The following is a 23,213-nucleotide window of genomic DNA, read 5'->3' as shown; positions in this document are numbered from 1 at the left end:
TCCGGCGGTTCTGTATGGAAGGGCCGTCGCTCAACGGATAAAAGGTACGCCGGGGATAACAGGCTTATCTTGCCCAAGAGTTCACATCGACGGCAAGGTTTGGCACCTCGATGTCGGCTCATCGCATCCTGGGGCTGAAGTAGGTCCCAAGGGTTCGGCTGTTCGCCGATTAAAGCGGTACGTGAGCTGGGTTCAGAACGTCGTGAGACAGTTCGGTCCCTATCTACTGTGGGCGCAGGATACTTGCGGGGATGGTTTCCTAGTACGAGAGGACCGGAAACCACGGACCTCCAGTGTTCCAGTTGTCCCGCCAGGGGCAGCGCTGGGTAGCTGTGTCCGGAAAGGATAAGCGCTGAAAGCATCTAAGCACGAAGCCCCCCCCAAGATGAGGTATCCCTCCGCGCAAGCGGCTCAAGGCCCCTAGGAGACTACTAGGTTGATAGGCCGGGTGTGTACGTGCGGCAACGCACTGAGCTTACCGGTACTAATCGGCCGTGAGGCTTGACCATAGACTCGTATTCATGATCGCAAGACGACTCGGCGCACGACACGCGCCACCTAACGATTCCGTTTCCCGGTGACCATAGCGAGAGGGCCACACCCGTTCCCATTCCGAACACGGTCGTTAAGCCTCTCAGCGCCGATGGTACTGCGTGGGCAACTGCGTGGGAGAGTAGGACGTTGCCGGGACATTCTTGGGAAGGCCCGCCGCAAGGCGGGCCTTTTCTTTTTGGGTCGTCCGTTTCCGCCGCGATCGTGCGACGGGGGATGCGGCGCCCTCACCGCAGGTGCTCGAGGCCCAAAGCGATCTGCCTTGACGCCCGCGGGGAGCCCCTTGTATAAGTCCCGCCTTTCGATGATCTTTTCTCCGGGGGGAGATCCGTGAGCCGTTTCGGACTTCGTTGGGTCGCTTGTGCCGCGGCGTTCGTCGCGTTCGCGAACGTTCAAGCCGAAGATGTCGCGAAGAAGTTCCGGCTCGGCTTTTCCCTCGGCGGGTACGACACCGAGACGAAGGTGAAGAGCGACTCGGCGAACTCGCTTTTCATCACCGATGCAAGCGGCTTGTTCATCGACGCCATTCGGGATCCCCGGAATGACGACGCGGCCATCGGCGAGCTCGGGATCAAGCCGCAGACACGGGCCTCGCTGTCGGCTTCGTACGCCTTCAACTCCATGTTCGTGCTCGAAGCGTCGATCGGCTACCAGAAGGGCGACGTCGGGGACGTCGAGATGCAGGCGCAGCTCGTTTCCCCGCAGCAGATTCCGAGCACGCAGGAGTTCCTCTTCGACATCTTCCGCTTCCCCGCGGGCGAGATGAGCCAGATCCCGATCGAAATCACCGCGCTCGCGCGCTTCCGTCCCAAGGCGGCGCTCAGCCCCTACCTCGGGGCCGGGGTCGGCTACCGGCTGGTTTCCTTCACGGCGAGCACGCGGTTGAACGAGGTGTCCGCCGCGCTGCAGTCTTCGCGCGGCGGGCTCGCGACGCTCACCGGCTTTTTCGGCGCTCGGGGTTTCAGCGGCGTTCCCGAGGGGATGATCCGCAGCTTCGGCGGTGCGGAGTACAGCGCCCCGGATTCGTTCCAGTGGCAGGCGGTCGGAGGCTTCGACTACGCGTTCAATCGGCACTGGACGGGCTTCGTCGACCTCCGGTACGTCTTCGCCTCCCGCGAGTTCTCGCTGACGTTCGACGGACGGAGGGACTTCGGCAACTCCGTTCCCAACCAGACCGCGGAGGAAGGCGACGAGCTCGCCACGGCGTCCTACGGTGCGATCGAGATCGTCGAAGGCGGCCTCGTCGACGCCGGTCGCCTCGTTCCGGGCCCGGGGGCGCCGGCGGGTACCGACTGCGCCCAGGACCCCACCATCTGCATCTTCGACTACCAGCCCGATGGGGTCCGCGATACCGGCTATTACTACCTCAAGGGCGGTGCGATCCGATACGGCGGCGTGGCCCTCCAGTTCGGGGTCCGCTACACCTTCTGACGACGGGTGCGCGGCGGCGGGGCCGCGATCAGCGGCGGGGAGGGGTGTGCTAAAATTCTGCGCCCTTTCCTCGTGGAGTCGTCATGTCCGGTCATTCCAAGTGGCACACGATCAAGCACAAGAAGGCCGCGATCGACGCGAAGCGCGGCCGGGCCTTCACGCGGCTCATCAAGGAAATCACCGTCGCCGCACGCATGGGTGGGGGGGATCCGGACGCCAATCCACGCCTGCGGCTCGCCGTCGCCGAGGCGAAGTCGAACAACATGCCCGCGGATAACATCAAACGCGCCATCCAGAAGGGCACGGGCGAGCTTCCCGGGGTCAGCTACGAGGAGATCACGTACGAGGGGTACGGCCCGGGTGGGGTCGCGATCCTCGTGGACGTGCTGACCGACAACAAGATGCGGACGACTCCCGAGATCCGCCACCTGTTCGCGAAGCACGGTGGGAACCTCGGGGATCCCAACAGCGTCGCTTGGATGTTCGAGCGGAAGGGTCGCTTCGTGGTGCCGGCCTCCACGATCGGCGAGGACCGGCTCATGGAGATCGCGCTCGAAGCGGGCGCGGACGACCTCGAGCGCGAAGGCGACGCGTTCACGATCTACACGGACCCCACGGCGTTCGCGGACGTCCAGCAGGCGCTCGAGAAGGCGGGGGTCGCCCCGTCCGAGTCCGGCTTCGTCAAGGAAGCCAAGAACATGCTTGCGGTCGACTCCAAGAAGGCCCAGCAGAACCTGAAGCTGCTCGAAGTGCTCGAGGATCACGACGACGTCCAGCACGTATTCGCGAACCTCGATTTCGACGAGGCCGAACTCGCCTCCGAGGCCGACTGATTCCCGCACGGGTCCTCGGCGTCGACCCGGGATCGATCCGAACCGGGTGGGGCATCCTGGAAGGCGACGCCGACCGGCCCTGTGTCGTCGCCTGCGGGGAGATCCACATCCCGGAGTCTCAGGCGTTCGCGGTGCGCCTGTTCCGCCTGCAGGAGGCCTTCCGGGAGGTCTTGACCCGGTTCGGACCCTCCGAGGCCGCGGTCGAGTCCCCGTTTCACGGCGTCAGCGCACGCTCCGCCCTCCAGCTGGCCCATGCGCGCGGCGTGCTGCTGGCGGAGCTCGCCTCGGCGGCGATCCCGATCCACGAGTACGCTCCGGCCGCGGTCAAGAAGGCGGTGTGCGGGAGTGGTCGGGCGGACAAGGGGCAGGTGCAGGAGATGATGCCACGCCTGCTCGGCGCGCCCTCCCAGGGCCGTTGGCCGCCGGACGTTTCGGACGCCCTCGCCTTGGCCTGGTGCCACACGGCCCACCGGCGATTCGCCGTCGCCGTCGCCCGCGGCCGCTCCTGACCGACCCGCGGACGGGGGGAGCCGCCGTCGCGTGATATTCTCGGGAGCGTCTCCCCAGCGGGGCCTCGAGGGACGACGTTGATCGCGCGTCTGAGCGGCAGGCTGATCTCGTGCACGCCCGATCGCGTCGTTCTCGACGTCGGCGGGGTCGGATACGACGTCTCGATCCCCCTCAGCACCTTCTACGCTCTCCAGGAACGTTCCGGAGCGGGGAGTACCACCCTCCACATCCACACGCACGTTCGTGAGGACGCGATTCTCCTGTTCGGCTTCGCGACCGAGGAGGAGCGCCGGATCTTCACACGCCTGCTGGCCGTTTCCGGAGTCGGCCCGAAGATGGCCCTTGCCGTTCTCTCCGGCGTCGGTGTCGCCGAGTTTCACGGCGCCGTCGCGGCCGGGGAACGGGCGCGCCTGGAGCGGATTCCCGGGATCGGCCGCAAGACCGCCGAGCGGATCCTCCTGGAGCTGCGGAGCGCTCCGTCGACGAGGAGGAACCGGAGAGGGCCCGATCCGGAGATCGGAAACTTCCCCGCGATTCCGGGGGTCCGCGCCGATGCCGTCTCGGCGTTGGTGAACCTCGGATACGCCCCCGACGGGGCGGAGCGTGCGGTGCGCAAGGCATGCGAAGATCTCGGCGTCGAGGAGCCGAGTCTCGACATCCTGCTGCGCGAGGCCCTCCGGGGCCTCGTTCGATGAGCGAAGGACCGGAGCCGATGGACGAGAACCTCCTTCGAGGGGAACCTCTGGGCGCGGACGAGATCGAGGACCAGCCGCTGCGTCCCAGGACGCTCGCGGAGTACGTCGGCCAGCCCAGGATCAAGGACAACCTGTCGGTGTTCCTCGAGGCGGCGCGCGCCCGCCAGGAGGCCCTGGACCACGTGCTCCTGTACGGCCCGCCGGGGCTGGGAAAGACCACGCTCGCGCACGTGATCGCCCGGGAAATGCGATCCCAGGTACGTGTAACCTCGGGCCCGGCGATCGAGAAGGCGGGCGACCTCGCCGCGATCCTCACGCATCTTCAGGCGGGGGACGTCCTCTTCGTCGACGAGATCCATCGACTGGGGCGCGCGCTCGAGGAAATCCTCTACCCCGCGATGGAGGACTTCGCGCTCGATCTGGTCATCGGCACCGGGCCCGGCGCGCGTACGGTTCGCCTGGACCTCCCGAGATTCACGCTCGTGGGGGCGACGACCAGGGTCGGCCTTCTGTCGCCGCCCCTCCGGGACCGCTTCGGCATCGTCCACCACCTGGAGTACTACGGCGTCACGGACCTCCGGTCCATCGTCGAGCGGTCCGCGCGCATCCTCGGAATTCCAGTGGACGCGGACGGCGCCGAGGAGATTGCAAGGCGTTCGCGCGGAACCCCGCGCATCGCCAATCGACTCCTGCGAAGGGTCCGCGATTTCGCCCAGGTTGCCGGGGCCTCCAGCGTCGACGGTGAGCAGGCCCGTGAGGCGCTCGAGCGGCTGGAGGTCGATCGCCATGGGCTGGACGTCGTCGACCGGAGAATCCTCTCCGCGATCGTCCACAAGTTCGACGGAGGCCCGGTCGGGATCGCGACCCTCGCCGCCGCAGTCGGAGAAGACCGAGGGACCCTGGAGGAGATCTACGAGCCCTACTTGCTCCAGATCGGCTTCCTCGACCGCACCCCTAGGGGACGGCGCACGACGCGCCGTGCGCACGAGTATCTCGGCACGCGCCCCGCGGGGGGCCTCTTCCCGGAGTAGTCGCAAGGTGGCTCGGAGCGTGTCGCCCCGCGAGGGACGCGGTCATCCGATCCTCGAGCCCAACACCACCCACGACAAGGTGAACGCCTACGGAGCGTCGTCGGACGGCGCGCCCCGATCCCTCCGACGCACCCGAGCGCGAGGCTCGCGGCGAGGTGGGACGGTTTCCCGTGCGCGGCTCCCCGCGCGCGACCTTGCGGCCGCGATGCATCCGGCCGGGCCCAAAAAAGAAAAGGGGGAGGGGCGAACCCCTCCCCCTTTTCACGCGGCCAGGGCCGCGGTGTGTTTACGGGCAGGCATCCGGATCGGCAGCGATCTCGGTGTCGCGGCCGGCCGCTTCCTTCGCGTTACCGGTGCCGTAGCTCGGCGAGCCGGCATTGCAACCACCCGCGCCACCCGAGGTCGGACGCAGCAGGTAGTAGAAGCCGGCGCCCGCCGCCGGCGTGGCGGCGTCGTTGAGGCTGGTGCCGGTCCCGTTGTTCTGCAGGCAGGTGTTCACCGCTCCGTTGAAGTTGCCGCCGCTGCTGCGAAGCGTGTTCAGGTCGCCCTGAATCGCGTCGAAGCCCTGGCTCGTCGTCCACGAGACGGTGGTCTTGTTGCTGAAGCCGATCGCGCCGTTGAATCGACCCGAGAGCGTGCCGCTGCTGGGGCAGTTCACGTTGACCGGCGTGACCGCGGTGTTGGAGGCGGAGTCGCAGTTCGGGGTCGAGCTGCAACGCACCTTCAGCGCGTAGCGGACCGGGCCGCTCATCGGAGCATCGAGATACCCCGAATCGTCGGTCCAGTCGCGCAGGAGCGTGTCGCCGGCGTCGCCGACGATGCTGTTGCCGTTGGCGTCGATCCAGTACTGGAACTGGAGCGTGCCGTTCGGGCAGGAGTCCGCCGTGGAGGCCGAGGCGTCCAACTGGACGGGCTGGCCGGGAGCGGCGGTCGTGGTCGGGGTGGCGACGAGCGAGGGCGTGATCGCCGTGCAGGCCGCGCAACCCGGCAGGCCGGAGTTCGCGTTGTTGTCGACCGTCAGAGTCGCCGGCGCGGGAACGGGAGGGTTCCCGGTGACGAGGGAATTCGTGATCTGGACGTCGTCGATGTACCAACCGTCGTCTTCGACGTGGTTGGGCTCGTTGTTGAAGAACGTCGGCGTCGTCACGATCGTGCTGACGCCGATCGAGGTGGTGACGAACCGAAGCTTGATTTCACGCGCGCGGAACTCGCCGAGGTTGAACTTCGGCTTGATCCACACGCCACGCGGATTGAGGCCGGACCCGGCGAGCCCGAGCGGCTCGCCGTTCGCGTCCAGCGAATCGGCGGCTCCGCCGACCTTGCGCAGGTTCGTCTGGTTGCGATGGTCCGTATCGCCCTGCCACGAGAAGATGAACTCGGGGAAGCAGGTCGAGGACGGTCCGAGACGACGGTTCGGGTCGGTCGGATCGAAGTAGCTGTCCTCGTTGTTCCCGTCGTCGATCGGGTCGAAGGTGCAGTTGGCGAAGTTGTCGGTTCCCTGGTGTTCGTACTGGTTCTCGTACGGGTAGACCTTGATCCAGTTACCGAACCCGGTGCCGCCGTTCGCGAGACGGACGTGCACGACCGCACGGTCGGCCGCCTCGAGGAACGGAGTGTTGGAGCCGCGCCAGTCGAGCAGGGAGATCTGGTGCGCGAACGAGAGGATCGAGGTGGCGTTGGCCGCCAGCGCGACGGTCCCGTCCTGTTCGAGGGACGTCAGCTGGGAGAAACGCGTGCCGTCAAGCGCGGGCGTGGCGCCCGAGTGCGTGCCCCAGTGAGCCGAGTTGTTCCCCGTGAAGGAGCGCTGGTTGCCCGCGGTCGACGGGGTGTGCTGGTGCCAGTCCACGAGGTCGGCCAACGGGTTGCCGTAGCCGATCTTGCAGTCGGCGCGGCCCGGGGCGTTCGAGTTGAGGGCGTTCGGGTCGTTGTACTGGCAACGGTAGCCGTTGGAGGCTGCGAGCGAGCCCTGCGCAACGTTGAACTTCCCGGCGGTCCAGCCCACGAGGCCGGCTCCGTCGAACTGTTCCTGGAACGTGGCGAGGGTGCCGCCGCCCGACGCGTTGAGGTCGAGGGGCAGGCTGAACTCGAGCGGACGGCTCGAACCGTCGAGCTGGAGGGCACGGACGGCGAGGGAGAACCTCGCGTTGAAGTCGTCCGTGACCGCGGTTCGGCTGACGTTGCCGACCTTGAAGGTGAACCCGATCGGGTTCTCCGCCGCCTGGTTGTTGGCGAGTGATCCGAAGGTCGTCGTCGAGACGCTGATGCACTCGATCCGGCTGCTCGACGTGTTCAGGGTCGCCGAGACGTTGTCGAGCGCGATGCCGGTACGATTGCGCAGCGTGACGAAGACGGTGACGGTTTCGTTCGTGTCCGCGAACCCGTCGCCGTCGCCGTTGTCCGTGATCCGGACGTTCTCGACCGCGATGCGGCCCGTGGAGGCGAGGACGCTGGTCGCGGTTTCCACCGTGCCGAGCGTCTCCTCCGCGATGAGGCCGGTCGAGCTCGTCTTGCAGACGTTGCCGCTTCCGTCGTCACGATCGATGTAGCTCGCGCGGACGGTCGGGGCGTCGGTTCCCGACTGGGCGATGTAGACGACCCCGTCGGCGTTGAACGAGTTGGAGATCGGGATCGAACCCTTCCACACGGAGGGGTTGGAGACGGTCCGGTCGAGCGCGAGAGGCTCGGCCCGGATGGCGCAGATCCCGGGGGCGGTGCAGTCGTTGGTGTTCTGGCACTTCACCGTCGGGGCGTTGCTGCAGAACTTCGACTCGGACTCCGACGTCAGCCCCACCACGATGTCCTGGGTGCCGTTGTCGTTGCAGTCCTGGTCGTCGCCGGCGTCGGTGTAGTCCTCGTTGCACAGGCTGACGTTGCAGACGGCGGTGTTGCTGCAGGTGTTCCCCGTCCCGCAATCGGCGTTGACTTCGCACGACTGGGCGGGATTGTTGCTGCAGACCCAGCACCCCGGATTGTCCGAGCAGTGCCGGGAGGCGTTGTTGCTGCAGGTCGAGCACTCGGAGAGCTGCACGCAGGACTGCGCGGCGTTGTTGGCGCACACGCGGTCCAGATTGCAGTTGTTCGCGAGCTGGCCGGCCTTCCACGGACTCTGCTCGAGGGCGGTGACGTCGATCCGTGCGTTCCCCTCGAAGAAGTTCGTGGTCTGAAGCTCGATCGTGGCGCAGGGACCGCTGGCTCCGCAGACCGTGGAGTCCTTGTCCTGGCGGAACTCGCGCCACTCCATCACGACGTCGTCGATGGCGACGCCGAATCCGCCGACTGCGGCGGTGCTCGTGCCCGATTCGAGATTGATCATCGAGAATCCGACCTGGAACTGGTCGCCGGAGTCCCCGAAGACGTCCTCGAGCGTGGTGAAGCGCATGTCGATGCCGTTGGCGGACTCGATCGAGAAGTTGCGGATCGGTCCGTTCAGCCCGACGAAGGCATCGACGGCCGTGCCGGCGTCGACGGTGCAGACGCCGGTGAGGTGCTCGTCGACCTTCGTCGAGCATTGCTCGCTCTGCGCGGCGACGGTGCAGCGGAAGCTGCGGTCGATGTTGTTGAGGGCGTCGTTCCTCGCGCACCAGCCCTGCTCGGCGTCGTCGTCGAGCGGCTGCGGAAGCGCGAAGACCTGGTTGGCCTCGGACGGCGAGTCGAACAGGCAGTTGTTGTTGGCCTGACGGTTGCCGCCGAGGGTGCCGTTGATCGACTGGCGCGAGCAGTTGGAGTCCTGCGGGACGCCGTTCTTGTCGTTGCAGAGCGCGCCGGTGAGCAGGCCGCCGCAACGATTCTCGTTGTTGGCGGGAGTCCAGTTCGGGGACTTCTCACAGGTCGCGATGTTGGCGAAGACCGGGAATCCGTCCGTGAGCGGCGCGTTGCCGCCGGAGACGGAGCCCTGGGCGCCGCCGACGAGATTGAACAACCCGTCGTTGAGGATGTCGTAGGTGTCGTTGTTCTTCTTGTCGCTGTCGATCGACCAGCCGAAGTAGGCGTTCGCGTCCGGCAGGTCCATCAGCGTGTTCCACGCGAAGTTCAGGAACTCCACGCGGAAGACCGGCGATCCGGGTGCGTCGATGCGGCCGCCGCAGTTGGTCTCGGCGCCCGTGACGCAGGTGTTCACCTTGTCGACGGTGGGGGAGAGCATGATCTCCCACCAGATCGACTGACCGGTCGTGCCGGGGATGACTTCGATCTGCTGGCAGCGGCCGAAGCTGTTGCCGGCGCCGTTGCAGGTCGTGCCGCTGGTGCCGCCGATGCGGCCGGAGTGCCACACGCCGCCGGTCGCCGCCGTGCGGGTCTGCCAGCCGCAGCCGCCGGTGGTCGACCAGGAGCGGTCGAGGATCCCCGCCGTGCCGTCGCGGTCTTCACCGACGGACGCGTCGAGGACGCCGTTGAAGTTCTTGTCCTCGCCCCACTGGGCGATCGTGATGCCGGCGGTGCCGTTGGCGAGCGCCGGTGTGGTGGCGTTGTAGACGCCGCTGACGAAGTTGCCGGAGTTGGCGTCGAAGTTCCACGGGGCGCTGATGGAGGCGTTCTTCCCGTTGATGTTGAGCGCCGACCAGGCCCTGCCGCCCGAGAGGTTCTCGAAACGGTAGTCCTTCAGGAAGTCCTTGGCGTTCGACGACGGGTTCTCCAGCGTCTCGTTGTCGTTGTAGTCGCGGTTCTCGTTGCCGCCGCTCGGGAAGTCGGTCGAGTAGAAGAGCGAGAACTCGTCGACGTCGAGCTTGTGGCGGGAGATGGCGTAGCCGTTGACGGCCTTGCCGGACTTCTTGGCGGACACCCCGAGGACCATCTCGACGTCCGGGGTCCCGGAGATCGAGGCGGCGAGCTGGAGGTTGAAGTTCGCCGAGAGGACGGCGCCTGCCGGGACGCGCCCGATCTGCTTGGGCGTGTCGAGGACGGTGATGTCGGTCGAGACCGCGTTGTTCAGACGGTCCGGGTCGGCGCAGCTGGTGCTGCCCGCGAGGCAGGTCACCGGGCTGTCCGCGTCGGCGACGACCGGCTTGAGCGAGACCTCGACGTCCTCGAGGTCCACGGTTTCGGTCGAGATGAAGGCGATGCGGTAGCCGACGAGCTCCCCGGCGTCCATGTAGCGGTCGGGGAAGCCGAAGGTGAAGTAGCCGCGGGCGTCCTTTTCACAACCGCCCGAGACCAGAGTGAACGTGTCGAGGCCGAACTGGCCGAAGACGACGCCGCCGGTCGAGATCGACGGACGGCAGTCGACCACGGCCTGGCTCGTGCGGAGCTTGTTCGGGTCCGGCGAGCCGCTGGTCTCGTCCTGGTAACGGACCCGGATCTGCTGCCCCGACTGGATGTCGAGGGCCCCGTTGCCGGGATCCGGCGTGGTACCGGTGGTCAGGACGAGATTCGTGGACTGGAACTTCAGGCCGGGGCCCGCGCCGTCGGTGTCGGTGAGCGAGAGGTTCGTCTCGCTGTCGACGACGACGTCGTCCCCCGTGCCGAACGTGTTGTCGACGCCCTTGTCGACGACCTGCACGGTCAGTCGCGAGGCGACCTCGCCCGTGGTGAGGCCGCCGGCGGGGTCCGACCCTTCCGCGATCTCGTTGACGGTCACGCGGGCGCTGTCGTTGCAGACGAAGTTGCCGGCGGCGAGCTGGCCGTCCCGGATGCGCTCGACGCGCGTCGAGGAGCCGATGCCGACCGGGCCCGCCATGGCGATGGCGTACCCCTGGGCCAAGGCGGTCCCCGGGGTGGACACTTCCACCGTCCAGGTGCCGAGCTCGATCATGTTGTCGGCGCCTTCGTTCTGGCCGGTGCCCGGGTTGTCGACGGCGCCGTCGCCGTTCGGGTCCGCGCCGATGAAGACGGCCTCGGTCGGGTTCACGCTGTCGCGAACGGAGTTCGCACAGGTCGGGAGGTTCCACGGGCCGGCGTCGACCTTGTTCGTGCTGTTGTTCGGGTACGGGTTGGTCGGGCCGTAGTCGCAGTTCTCGCCGGCGTCGAGCACGCCGGTCCGGTTGTTGTCGTCGGTGAAGTAGTTGCCGTAGTAGACCTTGCCCGTCGGCGAGGTCACCGTCAGGTTCAGGTTGTTGGCGGTCGCCTCGTTCGCGTCCTCGATCCAGGCCAGCGAGACGACGAGGTTCTGCGTGTTGTCGACGACCTGCAGGCTGTAGGTCTCGGAGCCAAGGCCCGGTCCGATGGTGCCGTCGACGCTGCCGGTGTTGCAGATCCCCCCCGCGATGCCGCCGTCGCAGACGACGAGGCCGATGGCGGTGGGGGCGCTGACGAGCGGGAGGACGTTGTTGAGCTGGATGCGGCCGTACCCCTGCTCGTTGTTGTGACGGTACTGGGCGTCGAGGCCGCCGCCGGTCATGAACCGCGCGGACCCGACGAGGACCGCCTTGACGAGGGCGCCCGAGATGTTCGCCACCTTGTCGGACGCGTTCGACGCGTTCGACGCGGTGCCGTCGGGGTAGAAGCCCTGGGCGAAGTAGTCGCGGATCACGAGGGCCGTGCCCGCCGCCGCCGGAGAGGAGAAGCTCGTGCCCTGAGCTCCCGAGGAGACCTGGCAGTCGACCGGGTTGGTCTGGTCGTTGTCGCCCGAGCGGCAGGCGAATTCCGAGGCGAACCCGGTGCCGCCGTTGTCGGCGCCGGGGGCCATCAGCAGCGGGGCGATGCGGGTGTTGCCCTGCGTGGCCGGGCCGACGCTCGAGAAGCCCGCGCGGGTGAGGCCGGAGGCGCCGTTCGCGTTCGTCGAGGCGCCCACCACGATGGCGTTCTTCGCGGAGGCGGGGTCGCTGATCGTGTTGGGATCGGGAACGCCGTCGATGTTGAGGTCGGTCCCTTCGTTCCCCGCCGACACGAAGACCATCGCGTCCTTGTAGTCGAACAGGAACTCGTCGATCCTGCGGGCGTTGGTGCTGTAGCTCGGGAGGCCGCTCGTGCCCCACGAGAAGTTCGCGACTCGGGCACCCTGATCGTACGAGGCCTTGAGGGAGCCGGTATCGTCGCCCTGGCCGGCCGCGTTGCGCGAGAAGACGTTCCCGACGCTCAGGCCGCCGGTGAGCGGGTCGCCGCAGCCGAGCAGGCCCGGGGTCGATTCCGCGTCATAAGCGATCAGCTTCGCCCTGGGGGCGACGCCGTCCATGTCCCACGCGACGCCGTTGCCGTCGGTCTTGACCCAGCCCGCGCCGTAGGAGGCCGGGACACGGGTGCCGTTGCCGAGCGCCGTGCCGGAGACGACGTGACCGTGGGTGAACGCGCCGGAGGCCGGCGCGTCGCAACCGAGGAGGTCGCCGCCGCCGCTGAAGGCCACGGTGGTCTGGTAGAGGATCACCTTGCGGTGCGCCACGCCGATGGTTCCGGCGTTGGTCGCCGTATCCGAAAGGTCGCCGGCGTCCACCTGGATCCCGCTGTCGAGGACCATGAGGATCTGGCCGGAGGCAAGGCCGTTCCCGCCGCCGTCGATGCCGACGTCGGTGTAGGGCGTGTTGTTGGCGCCGGCGCCCGACTGGACCGTGGACGAGCTCTCCTCGCCCTTGACGAACACGGGGACCGACTCGTTGACCACCGAGATCGCGTCGATCGCGGCGACCTGCGCGAGCTTCGTGCGATGGATCTCGAAGATGACGGCGTCGCCCTGAAGGCTCACGACGTTCGCGCCGATCTCGGAGAGCTGCGCGGCGACCGCGGCGACGTTCTCTCCGAAGAACACCGAAGCTTCGAGACGATAGACGTCGGACACCGCGCGGACGGGATCGGAAAGCGGCACGCGCCCGATCGTCGGCGTGAGCTTGAACGCCGGGTGGTAGGGCTCGAGCGCGAGAACGCCGGGCATCGACCGGATGGTGTCGAAGGCGCCGACGGTCAGGCGCGCGACGAACGCGCCCACGGGCATCTGCTCGAGCAGGGTACCGCCCTGCGAGGTGATGGACTCCCGGATGCGGTCGAAGCTGCCGTCACCGAACGCGACGGGGTCCACCTGCAGCAGGAAGTGCTGGGCCGGAACCTGGCCCAGACGGTTGGCGCCGCGCAGTTCCGAGGGGAACGCGGGCGTGCCGCGGCTCAGGTCGAACGACCCGACGCGCGTGTGAACCACCCCCGCATCGTTGCGGCGGGCGGCGTCCACATCGCCGTAGTTCGGGCCGGTGGCGTACGGCCATACGTAATTCGACCGCGGATAAAGCTGTGCCCGCTTGGACGTCGGCTCCAGCCCATCACCTTTTTCCTTGGCCGCGAAACCCTGATCCGTCGTCGAGGAACCGATGACGGATTTAGGCTTCGCCGCCCAGGTGGCGACGACCGGAAGGACGACGAGCGCGGCCGCGATCAGGGCCAACTTGACGGCCCTCGCTCCGGCGAGGAAGCGACTCTCCATACCCTCCTCCTGCGTGTGTTTGGTGAAGACAGTCCTAGGACGTGATGCGAACCGATACACGGATTACCCCCCCACAAAAGGGACGGGTCCATGTACGGTGAAGGGGGAGGGCTGTCAAGGACGATCCCGGCCTCGTTTGCGGCCGGAAGTACCGCAAAATCGACGATTTTCGCCGTGCTACACTGCGGCACTTCCGGGGGGCGAGGACTCCTGACGATGCTGCCGGAGACGCTTCGCAAATTCGAAGCCGCCGTTATGAGTATGCGGAAACTGGATCGCGTCATAGTCGCCCTTTCGGGCGGTGTAGACAGCGCGGTCCTGCTCGCCATCGCGACCCGGGCTCTCGGTCCCGAACGGGTGATCGCCGTCACCGGAGGCTCGGCCTCGCTCGCTCCGGAGGAGCTGGAGGACGCGGCGAGCGTCGCGCGATGTCTGGGGGTCGAGCATCGCGTGGCGGCGACGTCCGAGATGGACCGGCCCGCGTACGTGTCGAACGCCGGCGATCGTTGTTACCACTGCCGGACCGAGCTCTTCGAGGTGCTCGGCAGGCTCGGTCGGGAGCTGCGCATCGAAGCCGTCGCCTACGGGGCGATCGTGGACGATCTGGGGGATGTCCGACCCGGCATGAAGGCGGCGGAAGAGCACGGGGTGCTCGCCCCGCTTCTCGTCGCCGGTCTCCGCAAGGACGAGGTTCGGGAAATCGCGGCCGAGCTCGGTCTGCCGGTGAGCGACAAACCCGCGGCGGCATGCCTCGCTTCGCGTATTCCGGCCGGATCCGACGTCACTCCGGAAAAGTTGTCCCAGGTCGAGCGCGCAGAGCGGGCGCTGAGGGTCCTGGGATTCCGGATGGTCCGGGTCCGGCACCACGGCGACGTCGCGCGCATCGAGATCGGTCCGGAGGATTGGGAGCGAATCCTGGATCCGGCCTTGCGCGAAGGCGCGACGCGGGCCGTTCGGCAGGCGGGATTCCGTTTCGTCGCCCTCGATCTCGAGGGATACCGGGCGGGGAGTGTGAGCGCGAAGGGGCCGGCGCTCTACCGGATCGCCCCGGCCCGCGAAGGCGGCCAGTAACGGAGTACGACCCGGCCCCGGATCCGCTCCCGCGGGACGGGCCCGAAGCGTCGGCTGTCGTCGCTCGCCGCGGCGTTGTCCCCCAGCACCTCGAACAGGCTCTCGCCGAAGTGCTCGCCCGGAATCTCGTCCGAGGCGATCCGCTTGACGAGGGATCGTCCATCGGCGAGTTCCACCAGCACGAGCTCACCGCGACGGGGCGCGCGCCCGCCGTAGGTCCAGAGATCGACGACGACGCGGTCCCCTTCGAAAAGCGTGGGCTGCATCGACGGACCCGCGATGGCGAACGGTCGGGCGACCCCGTGGACGCACGCCGCGACGCCCCCGACCGCGACGACGAGCGCCGCCGCCAACGGAGCGGCGAGTCGGCGCGCGGTCACCGCAGATCGCCGCGTGGGTCGAGTCCGCCGCGGATGCCGTCGGCGAGGAGGTTGCAGGCCAGCACGGTCGCGAAGAGCGTCAGGCCGGGGAACACGGCGAGCCACCAGGCGCGCTCCACGTGAATGCGCGCTTCCGCGAGGAGCGAGCCCCACGAGGCGTTCGGCGGGGCGACCCCGAGGCCGAGGAAGGACAGCGACGCCTCCGCCACGATCGCCCCGCCTACGGTGAAGGCCGCGGCCACCAGCACCGGTCCCGAGGCTCCCGGAAGGACGTGTCGCACGAGCAGACGGCTCCCGGCCGCCCCGGCCGCGCGTGCCGCGGTGACGGGGGACGAGTCGCGGAGCTTGAGCACCTCCGCTCGTACGAACCTCGCCGGTACCGGCCAGCCGAGGACGCCCAGCACCAGCGCGAGGCGGAGGGCGTCCGGGAGCTCCCGGAGGGCCCGGGGGGTCACCGCCAGCAACGCCAGCGCGAGCACCAGCATGGGAAGGCAGGACACCGCCTCGATCGCCCGGGAGATCACGGCGTCCACGGCCCCGCCCTTCCATCCCGCCCAGGCGCCCAGAGGAACTCCGATCGCGAGGACGAGCGTCGCCGCGCTCAATCCGACGGACAGGGATACCCGCCCCCCGTGCGCGAGGCGAGCGGCGACGTCGCGCCCCAGCCCGTCGGTGCCGAGCCAGTGGGCGGAAGACGGCGCCGCGAGCGCGGCGTTCAGGGCGATCGCGTCGGGATCGTCGAGAAGCCACGGGCCCAGCGCGGCAAATGCCGCGAGCGCGCCGAGCAACACGGTGCCCGCGGCCAGCCGGCGCCGGCTCCGGCGCTCAGGTCGCACGACGCGTCCTCGGGTCCGCGATCGCGTACGCGGCGTCGGCGAGAGCGATTCCCGCGAGGGTGGCGGTCCCGGCGACGAACGTCACCCCGAGGACGACCGGAAGGTCGCGCGCGACGAGCGCATCCGCGAACAACGTCCCGATCCCAGGGAGGCCGAAGGTGGCTTCGACGAGGACGGCGCCTCCGACCAGGCGGGGCAGGAGCATCCCGGCGAGCGTCAGCATCGGCACGGCCGCCTGGCGGAAACCGTGGCGGACGACGGCGCCGAGCGACGAGCGCCCCCGCGCGCGCGCCGCGCGCGCGACCTCGGCGGTGGCGTGCTCCAGCAGGCTCGCCCGCACGAATCGGGCGAGGAAGGCGACTCCCGGGTAGGCCAGGCAGGCGACCGGCAACACGAGGTGGGCGGCGGTTCCCGTGCCGAACAGCGGGAACCACCCCAGTCGCGCGGCGAAGCACGCCTGGAGGATCACGGCCGCGCCGAAGACCGGGACCGCGTGAAGGGCGAACGTCGAGGCCGACAGCAGGCGGTCGCCGGGGGATCCCGGCCGCCAGGCCGCGAGCGCGCCGATCGGGACCGAGACGAGGACCATCAGCACGAGCGCGGCTCCGTTCACCGCGACCGACGTTCCCGCGGCGGCGGAGATCTTCTCCGCGACCGGCCGCCGGTCCCGGAACGAGACGCCGAGCCGGCCCCGCGCGGCGTCGCTCAGCCAGCGCACGAAGCGCTCGGCGGGGGGAAGGTCGAGGTGAAGCTGGGCGACGAGGGCCCGGCGATGCTCGGGCGACAACGCCTCCGCGCCGGAGGCCGCGGCGGCGAGGTCTCCTGAGGCGGCGCTCACGAACCCGAAGACGATGCCGAGCGCCAGGACGAGCGTCGCCGCGGCGGCGAGGATCCGGACGGCGACGGCCCGCAGTACGGTCAATGCGGCTCCGCCGCGCCGGCCCACCGCCAGGCGCGGGCGCCGGGCGTGAAGTCGTAGAGCCCGAACGGGGAACCGGTCACGCCGCGAAGGCGAGCATCGTGCAGGACCGGCTGCAGGAACTGGAAGAGAGGGGTGATCGGCTCGAGCTCGAACAGGCGCCGCTGCAGACCCGCGTAGATCTCGCGCCGCGCGACGGGGTCCCGCTCGACCCGTCCCCGTTCGAGGAGGCGGTCGACGTCCGCGTCGCGCAGGCCCCCGTAGTTGAGCCCGTTCGCGCGCGCCGTCGAGTGCCAGGCCTCCCACTGGTCGGGGGTCAGGCCGAGAAGCCACGACGCCATCGCCGCCTCGAAGCGTCCTTCGCGTCGCCGCTGCTGCATGATCTGCCAGTCGAGCCGCTCGAGCCGGACCTCGAGGCCGACCTCCGCGAGGGAGCGCTGGATCCACGCGGCGATCCGGTCGGCGATCTCCTGGTTGCCGCTCGCGTAGAGCAGGGAAAAGGAGAACGGGCGGCCGTCCCGGTCGAGGATTCCGTCGGCATTCGTGTCGCGCCACCCCGCTTCGGCGAGCAACGCTCGCGCGAGCCCCGGATCGAAGCGGCGCGGGGAGACCGCGGCGTCGCGCCACGGATTCCCGGGGAGGTAGGTCGTGGCGGGAGGGCGGCCGAGGCCGCGGACGACCGAAGCGGCGAACGACTCCCGGTCGAGCGCATGGGTCAACGCGCGACGGACCCGGGGATCGCCGAAGAACGGGTTCGACCCGTCGAGATTGCACCCGAGGTACCAGATCGCCTGCCGCTCGTTCACGAAACGGGCGAGCCTGCCCGCGCGCGGCGAGGTCTGCGCCTCGCGCCAGAAGTCCGGGGTCGCGACCCAGATGTCGACGTCGCCGCGCAGGAGCGCCTCGTAGGAGGTCCGGTCGTCGCGCAGGATCCGGAACGTGAGCCCGCGGTTGGCCGGCGGCCCGTCCCAGTAGTCGGCGTTCGCCTCGACGACGACCTCGACCCCCGGGACATGGCGCACGAACCGGTACGCGCCGCAGCCGACGGGGTGGCGGGAGTACGCGCCGGTCAGGAAGCCCGCGCCCGCATCCGCCAGGTGCGACGGCACGAGCGGGACGCGCCACGCCTCGAGCGGGTCGGCGACGGCCTCGCGATAACGGACCACGACGGTGCGCGCGTCCTCCGCCGTGACCGACTCGACGGGGACGAACTGCGACGCCCACGTCCGGGCCTGCGTCGCCGGGTCGCGGACGCGATCGGCCGTGAACACGACGTCGCGGGCGACGACGGCGGTGCCGTCGTGCCAGCGCACGCCGTCGCGCAGCCGGAACGCGACCTCGCGGCCGTCGTCCGAGACCGTCCACGACTGCGCCACGCGGGGCACGTACCCGCCTGCGGCGTCGTGGTCGACCAACGGGTCGGAGATCAGACGGCCGAGGTCGCTGCCGAACCGGTCGGTGTTGCCGATCAGCGTGAGGGACTGCGGGTCGCCCGACTGGATGGCCCGGACGAAGCCGTCCGCCGGGGGATCGGGGGAGTGCGGTCCGCACGCCGCCGCCGCGAGGGCGATCGTCGCGAGGAGCGGGGATCGCACCCTCACGGGGCCGGCACCGGGGATTCGGTCACGTTGCCGGCCGCGTCGATCGCCCGCAGCATGCGCGGGCCGCCCGCCTCCTCCGCGCTCAGGCGAAAGGACTCGCTCGCGCCGTCGAGAACGCCGTCGACGGGGCGGGGCGCGAACAACGTCCGTCCGTCGGCGAGCACCTCGAATCGGACGACCCCCGAGCCCGCATCCTCGACGAGGACCTCGACCACCGCGCCGACCCGCCGCGGTCGCAGGTCCGGCGGGGTCCGATCGACGACGATCGTCGAAGGGAGCCCGACGGTGACGTCCTTTCCGACGCCGGCGGCATTCGACGCGCCGTCGGACGCGACGGCGCGGACCTCGTACGTCCCCTCCTCGATCGTCGCGACGTCCCAGGTGGCGCGGCCGTCCTTCCATGCCGGATCGATCTCGGGAACCGGCTCTCCGGGTTTCGGCGCGGGAGGATCGACGCGGACGGCGCTCGTCCACGCGGGGCTCGAAGTGCGACGCACCTGGATGTCGACGGCGACCGCGTCGCCGTCGAGGTCGAAGGCGCTCCACCGGAAGTTCACCTTTCCGCTCGTCGCCCGGACCGCCGGCTCGATCCGGAAGTCGCGAAGCGCCGGCGGTCGGTTGGCGGTGTCGTAGCTCACCGTCGCATCGTCCACCGCACCCCCGGCCCCGCCGAAGATCCGCACCCTCCACTGCAGGAAGCGCCCCTCGGGGCTGGGGATTCGCGAGCCCCCCGCCTCCGTGAGCGGGCTCGACCACCCCGACCAGGTGCCGTCGGGCTCCGCCGTGTTCCCCGTGCGCGTGGAGAACTCGACGCGCCCCGCGTCGCCGTCGACGTCGAAGCGAAGGGTGCCCCAGACGGCGGTCCCGCCGGCGTCCACGGCTCTTGCCGTGAACGTGCCGGAATCCGCCGTGTCACGTTCGAGCCGGTAGACCGAAGCGGGGTTGCTCGTCGCCGCCACGATCGTCCGCTCCCCGCGCACGAGCGCGGTGACCTGGCCCTCCGGGAGGGTCGCCAGGAGCGAGGAGTCGCCTCCGGCCTCCAGCCGGATCAGACGGGCGGGTTCGCCGAGTCCGACGATCGGACGCCCGGCGGGGTCGGCCGCGAGCGCGTACGGCGCGTCCCCGATCGACTTCCAGATCTCCGTGACGGTTCCGTCGGGCGCGATGCGGACCACGCGTCCCCGCGTCCGCGCCGAGGCTTCCTGCGCGTCGGACGGAAGCCCCTCGATCACCCCCTGCAGCGTCGTCCCGCCGGAGCGCTCGTCGATGTCCACCACCGCGTCGCCGCCTCCCGCGACCGCGGCACCTCCCGCGACCTGGATCCGCACCGCGGGCGGGCGCCGATCGGGTTCGGGGGGGGCGACGAACGCCGCGACGATCGAGCCGTCACGCTCCGCCATCACCGCGCGCGCCTCCGGGAGATCGTCGTCGTGCACGACGCGTCCGACGCCGTCGGCACCGATGCGGTAGACGAGCCCGCGTCCGGCCCCGCCTGCGAGCAGACCGCCGTCCGGAAGGGGGGCGAGCGCGACGACGTGCGCGTCGTCGCCGTCGAAGAAGGGCGTGGGAGTTCCGGTCCGGTCGATGCGATAGATGATCCCCTGCTCGCCGGTGCCTGCGAACACGGAGCCGTCCCGGGCGGCGACGATCGACCAGACGTAGCGGGCCTTCGTCTCGCACCAGACCGCGCCGCGCCCGTCGGGGCCGATCCGGTAGATCCTCCCTTCGGGCGCCGTCCCCGCGAGCAGCTCGCCGGACGGGAGGAGCGCCAGCGCCGTCACCAGGGGCTCGCGCGTCGTGAAGTGCACGGTCTGCTGACCGGCGGGGCTCACGCGGACGATACGCCCGTCGGGTCCGGTGCCGAGGAAGACGTTCCCCGCGGCGTCGGCGACGGCGGCCCAGACGTGCGCGGGGTTCCCCGCTCCCACCGGCCGGGCGACCGGGGCGAGCCGGGGGGCCAGGAACAACTTCCCTCGCGAGCCGACGGCCACGCCTTCGGCGTCGCCGCTCTGGAGCTCGAGGGGGCCCGCGGTCCACCACTGCGGCTGCGCCGACGCGACGGTCGCGAACAGCAGCGCTCCCAGGCCCCACGCCCGCGTCATCGTTCCTCCACTTCGAGTTGCACGCGCGCGAACCCCTCGACGGCGTAGTCGGTGCGGATCTCCTCCTCGAGCACGACGCGCAGCGGGAGCAACGCGTAGTTCCCGGTGCTTCGCGGGCGCGTCAGGATTCCGAGCGCCGACGGCGGCAGGTTCGGCAGGCGCGCGCCTCCGAGCGACACGCCGGCATCCTGCCTCGACCCCACGACGTACACCCGGTCGTTGCGGCGCAGGCGGTTGATCAATCGGACCAGCTGGCCGAGGTCGCGCGGTCCGACCGGGTCGTCCGCGGATTCCGCGCGGCTGACGGAACCGGCGTCGCCGACCTGGACCAGCAGGCGCCCGGCCGGCGTCTCCTCGGGGATCTCGATCTCGCGCTCGAGGACCTGGTCCGGGCCGCGGTACGGGGAGAGGACGATCGCGGCGTGGACCTTCTCCCCCGCGTGCACCCGGTGGCGGTCGAGAGTCACGCGCCGGATCACGGCGGTGCGCGGCCCGTCCTCGTAGTCGAGGATGAGGTTCACTCCGGAGATCGACGGCGTTCGCCAGTCGTTGTTCATGAGCAGGTAGAGGATGTACGCGGAGAGGCCCGTCGCGTACCCGGGCGCGGAGTCGCCCGCGAAGAGGTTGTCGAGCTCGACGTCGTCCTCGCCGTCGATCTTGATCACCGAGCCTTCGCGCAGTCGCAGCGTCGTGGTGCCGTAGATGCGCTCGTTCCCGCCGACGATCCCGTTCAGCACGTTGTAGAGGAGCAGCGGTCCGAGCAGCGGATCCGAGGCGACGTCGAACGCGTACGCGCGGCGGCCGCCCGACGCGTCGGACCACTGCAGGCGGACGGGGATCATCCGCGGCTTGACGCCCAGGCGCCCCCAGATCGCGGCGGTGCGATCCTGCCGGAAGGCCCCGATCTCGTCGAGCGGGACGGCGATCTTCGACGACGCGTTCAGGCTCGCGAGAAGCGTCTCGACGCGTGCGGCGGTGAGCGGGAGGTCGACCGATCCGAGCCCGTAGAGCGGGTGGCCGAACGCGTAGACCTGATCGCCGTCGACCCACGTCACGGTCCCGGTCGCCGTGATGTCGACATCGCCGCGCACGAGCTGGACGCCGACGGGGGAGCCGGGCTCGAGCTTGGGCGGGGGGCCGGAGCCCGCACCGGCCGATCCCGACTGCACGGGAAGGAACCCCGCCGCGGCGAGGCCGGGAGCCACACGCGAGAACCCCTCGGGGGCCATCCCGGCGACGGCGATCGGCACCGCGCGCACCGCGGGGAGGGAGAGGACCGGAAGGCGACGGGGGAGATCGCGCTCGAAAAACGTCGCGAGACGGGCCGGCTCGCGCGCGAGGTCGAGCGCGCCCCGCTCCAGCGCGGCGGCTCGCGCGCGGGGCGCCACCTCGCGCCGTGAGACCGCGAACATCTCGGCGATCGGCGTGATCCCCGCGAGCGCTTCCTTGCTGAACCCCCACGAGTACGCCACGGCCCCGACGAGCTTGCCGTCGACCCAGACCGGGCTCCCGCTCATGCCGGCGAGAACGCCCGTCTGGGCAAGGGGACCGCCGGTGAGCCGCGCGAGAATGAGGTTCTGGTCGGGGCCGATACGCGGGAGCTTCCCGACGATCTCGACCTGAAAGGTCTCGATCCGGTTGCCCTCGAACACGGTCCGGCCCTCGCCGCGCATGCCGCTGCGCACGTCGTCGAAGGAGAGCGTCGGGGGAGGGGCCGCAAGCGTGACGGAGCACGACGCGGCGCAGGCCCAGGCCGCGAGGGCGGGAATCGTTTTCATCGAATCGGCAGTTTACACGCAACGCGCGTCGCCACCGACGCCACGGCGCCCCGGGGCGCGGGGCCGGCGCCGCGAACTTCAGTCCACGACGCGGTCGCCGCCCCCCTCGCGCGCCCGGCTGCGCGCGGCCACCGCCCGTGCGTGGAGGTCGCGCCCGGTGACGACCCCCTCCGCGGGAGACTCCGAAAGGCCGACGCTCACGGTGGCCTTCAAGGGAATGCCGCGGCGCTCGCCCCCTTCGGCCGGCTTCGCGAGCACCCTCGCGGCGAGCGCGCGCAGCCGCTCGGCGACGTGGGCTGCGCCGGTCCCGCCGGTCTCCGGGAGGAGCACGCCGAACGTGTCGTCCTCGAGTCGCGCGAGGACGTCCATCTCGCGCAACGAGCGCCGCAGCGCCGCGTCCAGCCGGGACAGATACGCCTCCGCTGCGGGACCCCCTTGCGAGGCGCGAAGCTCCGCCAGGCCGTCGACCTCGATGGAAAGGAGGGCGATCGGGTGGCGATAACGGACCGCTCTCGCGAACTCGGCGTCGAGCATCTGCTGGAACGGGTGCGCCGCCGAGTGGGCGCGCCACTGCGGGGAGGAGACCAGGGAGTCGGCGGACCCGCCGAGAAGCAGCCTCGCGGCGGCCGCGGCGTCGACCGGTCCGATCACCGTCGACCCGCCGCCGAACGCCTCCAGCTCCGCGCGCACCGCGGCGTCGAGCGTTCCCACGACGACGAACCGGAGGCCCATGCCGGCCCTCCCCACGCGCTACATGCGCTCGGGGACCTCGATGCCCATCAGGCCGAGCAGATGGACCATCCCGTCGTGGTAGAGCCGGACGACCGCCGCCCGGGCCCTGCGCACGCCGGGATCCTCCTCCTGCGCCACCGGCCACCGGTGGTAGAAGGAGTTGAAGGCCTGGGCAAGAACATAGGCGTGCTTGGCCACCGCGGCCAATTCGAGCGCCGAGACGGCCTGCGCCAGGACCGCCTCGAGCCGGCCGAGCAGCGCGGGAACCTCCCAGTGCGACGCGCGATCCCCCTCGGGTACGAGATTGAAATCGGCGTGGGCCCGGAGCCAGGCCGCGTCCGTTTCCTCGGCGCCGCGCCGCTCGCCGAGCTTCGCGAGGATGTTCCTCGCCCGGACGACCGAATACT

At 69.9% G+C, this 23,213-nt stretch carries 15 protein-coding genes and 2 rRNA genes; 8 read left to right on the top strand and 9 right to left on the bottom strand.

Annotated features, from left to right (window positions below; translation table 11 throughout):
• From VF139_14085 to ruvB, 7 genes are all read left to right on the top strand, one after another.
• Positions 1 to 509: ribosomal RNA gene (locus VF139_14085) — 23S ribosomal RNA — on the top strand; the annotation flags it as partial.
• Positions 510 to 573: 64 nt separating this feature from the next.
• Positions 574 to 690 (top strand): 5S ribosomal RNA (gene rrf / locus VF139_14080).
• Positions 691 to 882: 192 nt separating this feature from the next.
• Positions 883 to 1,983 (top strand): outer membrane beta-barrel protein, encoded by a 1,101-nt coding sequence (locus VF139_14075; protein ID HEX6852521.1) that lies wholly within the window; start codon positions 883 to 885, stop codon positions 1,981 to 1,983.
• An 83-nt stretch (positions 1,984 to 2,066) separates the two neighbouring features.
• Complete coding sequence (locus VF139_14070; GenBank protein HEX6852520.1) at positions 2,067 to 2,816, top strand: YebC/PmpR family DNA-binding transcriptional regulator; 750 nt, start codon at positions 2,067 to 2,069, stop codon at positions 2,814 to 2,816.
• Complete coding sequence (ruvC, locus tag VF139_14065) at positions 2,765 to 3,325, top strand: crossover junction endodeoxyribonuclease RuvC (protein HEX6852519.1); 561 nt, start codon at positions 2,765 to 2,767, stop codon at positions 3,323 to 3,325. Before VF139_14070 ends, ruvC begins: the two co-directional genes overlap by 52 nt.
• Positions 3,326 to 3,403: 78 nt before the next feature.
• Positions 3,404 to 4,021, top strand: a complete 618-nt coding sequence (ruvA, locus tag VF139_14060; GenBank protein ID HEX6852518.1) for a Holliday junction branch migration protein RuvA — start codon at positions 3,404 to 3,406, stop codon at positions 4,019 to 4,021.
• Positions 4,018 to 5,052, top strand: coding sequence for a Holliday junction branch migration DNA helicase RuvB (gene ruvB, locus VF139_14055; GenBank protein ID HEX6852517.1), 1,035 nt, complete (start codon positions 4,018 to 4,020; stop codon positions 5,050 to 5,052). The genes ruvA and ruvB overlap by 4 nt, the downstream gene beginning before the upstream one ends.
• Positions 5,053 to 5,338: 286 nt before the next feature.
• On the opposite strand, the gene VF139_14050 is transcribed toward ruvB, so the two are convergent.
• On the bottom strand, positions 5,339 to 13,387 hold the full coding sequence (locus VF139_14050) for a hypothetical protein (protein HEX6852516.1): 8,049 nt from the start codon (positions 13,385 to 13,387) through the stop codon (positions 5,339 to 5,341).
• 90 nt (positions 13,388 to 13,477) lie between these two features.
• On the opposite strand from VF139_14050, the gene larE reads away from it, so the two are divergent.
• The gene (gene larE, locus VF139_14045) at positions 13,478 to 14,458 is read left to right on the top strand and encodes an ATP-dependent sacrificial sulfur transferase LarE (GenBank protein HEX6852515.1); all 981 of its coding nucleotides are present in this window, start codon (positions 13,478 to 13,480) and stop codon (positions 14,456 to 14,458) included.
• On the opposite strand, the gene VF139_14040 is transcribed toward larE, so the two are convergent.
• The 8 genes from VF139_14040 to VF139_14005 form a co-directional block, all read right to left on the bottom strand.
• A complete protein-coding gene (locus VF139_14040; GenBank protein HEX6852514.1) occupies positions 14,422 to 14,838 on the bottom strand; it encodes a S26 family signal peptidase in 417 nt (138 codons plus the stop codon). The genes larE and VF139_14040 overlap by 37 nt on opposite strands.
• The gene (locus VF139_14035; protein HEX6852513.1) at positions 14,835 to 15,674 is read right to left on the bottom strand and encodes an ABC transporter permease; all 840 of its coding nucleotides are present in this window, start codon (positions 15,672 to 15,674) and stop codon (positions 14,835 to 14,837) included. Before VF139_14035 ends, VF139_14040 begins: the two co-directional genes overlap by 4 nt.
• Positions 15,664 to 16,596: an ABC transporter permease gene (locus VF139_14030; GenBank protein HEX6852512.1), complete on the bottom strand. Its 933-nt coding sequence runs from the start codon at positions 16,594 to 16,596 to the stop codon at positions 15,664 to 15,666. The genes VF139_14035 and VF139_14030 overlap by 11 nt, the downstream gene beginning before the upstream one ends.
• Positions 16,593 to 18,194 (bottom strand): ABC transporter substrate-binding protein, encoded by a 1,602-nt coding sequence (locus VF139_14025; protein HEX6852511.1) that lies wholly within the window; start codon positions 18,192 to 18,194, stop codon positions 16,593 to 16,595. Before VF139_14025 ends, VF139_14030 begins: the two co-directional genes overlap by 4 nt.
• Positions 18,191 to 20,296, bottom strand: a complete 2,106-nt coding sequence (locus VF139_14020; GenBank protein HEX6852510.1) for a hypothetical protein — start codon at positions 20,294 to 20,296, stop codon at positions 18,191 to 18,193. Before VF139_14020 ends, VF139_14025 begins: the two co-directional genes overlap by 4 nt.
• Entirely contained in the window at positions 20,293 to 22,074 is a 1,782-nt protein-coding gene (locus VF139_14015; GenBank protein ID HEX6852509.1) for a SpoIVB peptidase S55 domain-containing protein, read from the bottom strand. The genes VF139_14020 and VF139_14015 overlap by 4 nt, the downstream gene beginning before the upstream one ends.
• A 78-nt stretch (positions 22,075 to 22,152) precedes the next feature.
• Complete coding sequence (locus tag VF139_14010; protein ID HEX6852508.1) at positions 22,153 to 22,806, bottom strand: diguanylate cyclase; 654 nt, start codon at positions 22,804 to 22,806, stop codon at positions 22,153 to 22,155.
• 18 nt (positions 22,807 to 22,824) lie between these two features.
• On the bottom strand, positions 22,825 to 23,213 hold a 389-nt coding region (locus VF139_14005), incomplete at its 5' end, for a DALR anticodon-binding domain-containing protein (GenBank protein ID HEX6852507.1).

It is taken from the genome of Candidatus Polarisedimenticolaceae bacterium (assembly GCA_036376135.1).
In the GTDB taxonomy this organism is placed as follows: Bacteria; Acidobacteriota; Polarisedimenticolia; order Polarisedimenticolales; family DASRJG01; genus DASVAW01.
Note: the sequence above shows the minus strand (reverse complement) of the source record. Positions and strands in the feature narration are given on the sequence as shown.

Bases quoted from the DNA above. Each gene is read 5' to 3' on its own strand.
- VF139_14070 (HEX6852520.1), top strand. From the start codon at position 2,067: ATGTCCGGTCATTCCAAGTGGCACACGATCAAGCACAAGAAGGCCGCG.
- ruvB (HEX6852517.1), top strand. From the start codon at position 4,018: ATGAGCGAAGGACCGGAGCCGATGGACGAGAACCTCCTTCGAGGGGAA.
- VF139_14050 (HEX6852516.1), bottom strand. From the start codon at position 13,387: ATGGAGAGTCGCTTCCTCGCCGGAGCGAGGGCCGTCAAGTTGGCCCTG.
- larE (HEX6852515.1), top strand. From the start codon at position 13,478: ATGTACGGTGAAGGGGGAGGGCTGTCAAGGACGATCCCGGCCTCGTTT.
- VF139_14020 (HEX6852510.1), bottom strand. From the start codon at position 20,296: ATGACGCGGGCGTGGGGCCTGGGAGCGCTGCTGTTCGCGACCGTCGCG.
- VF139_14015 (HEX6852509.1), bottom strand. From the start codon at position 22,074: ATGAAAACGATTCCCGCCCTCGCGGCCTGGGCCTGCGCCGCGTCGTGC.
- VF139_14010 (HEX6852508.1), bottom strand. From the start codon at position 22,806: ATGGGCCTCCGGTTCGTCGTCGTGGGAACGCTCGACGCCGCGGTGCGC.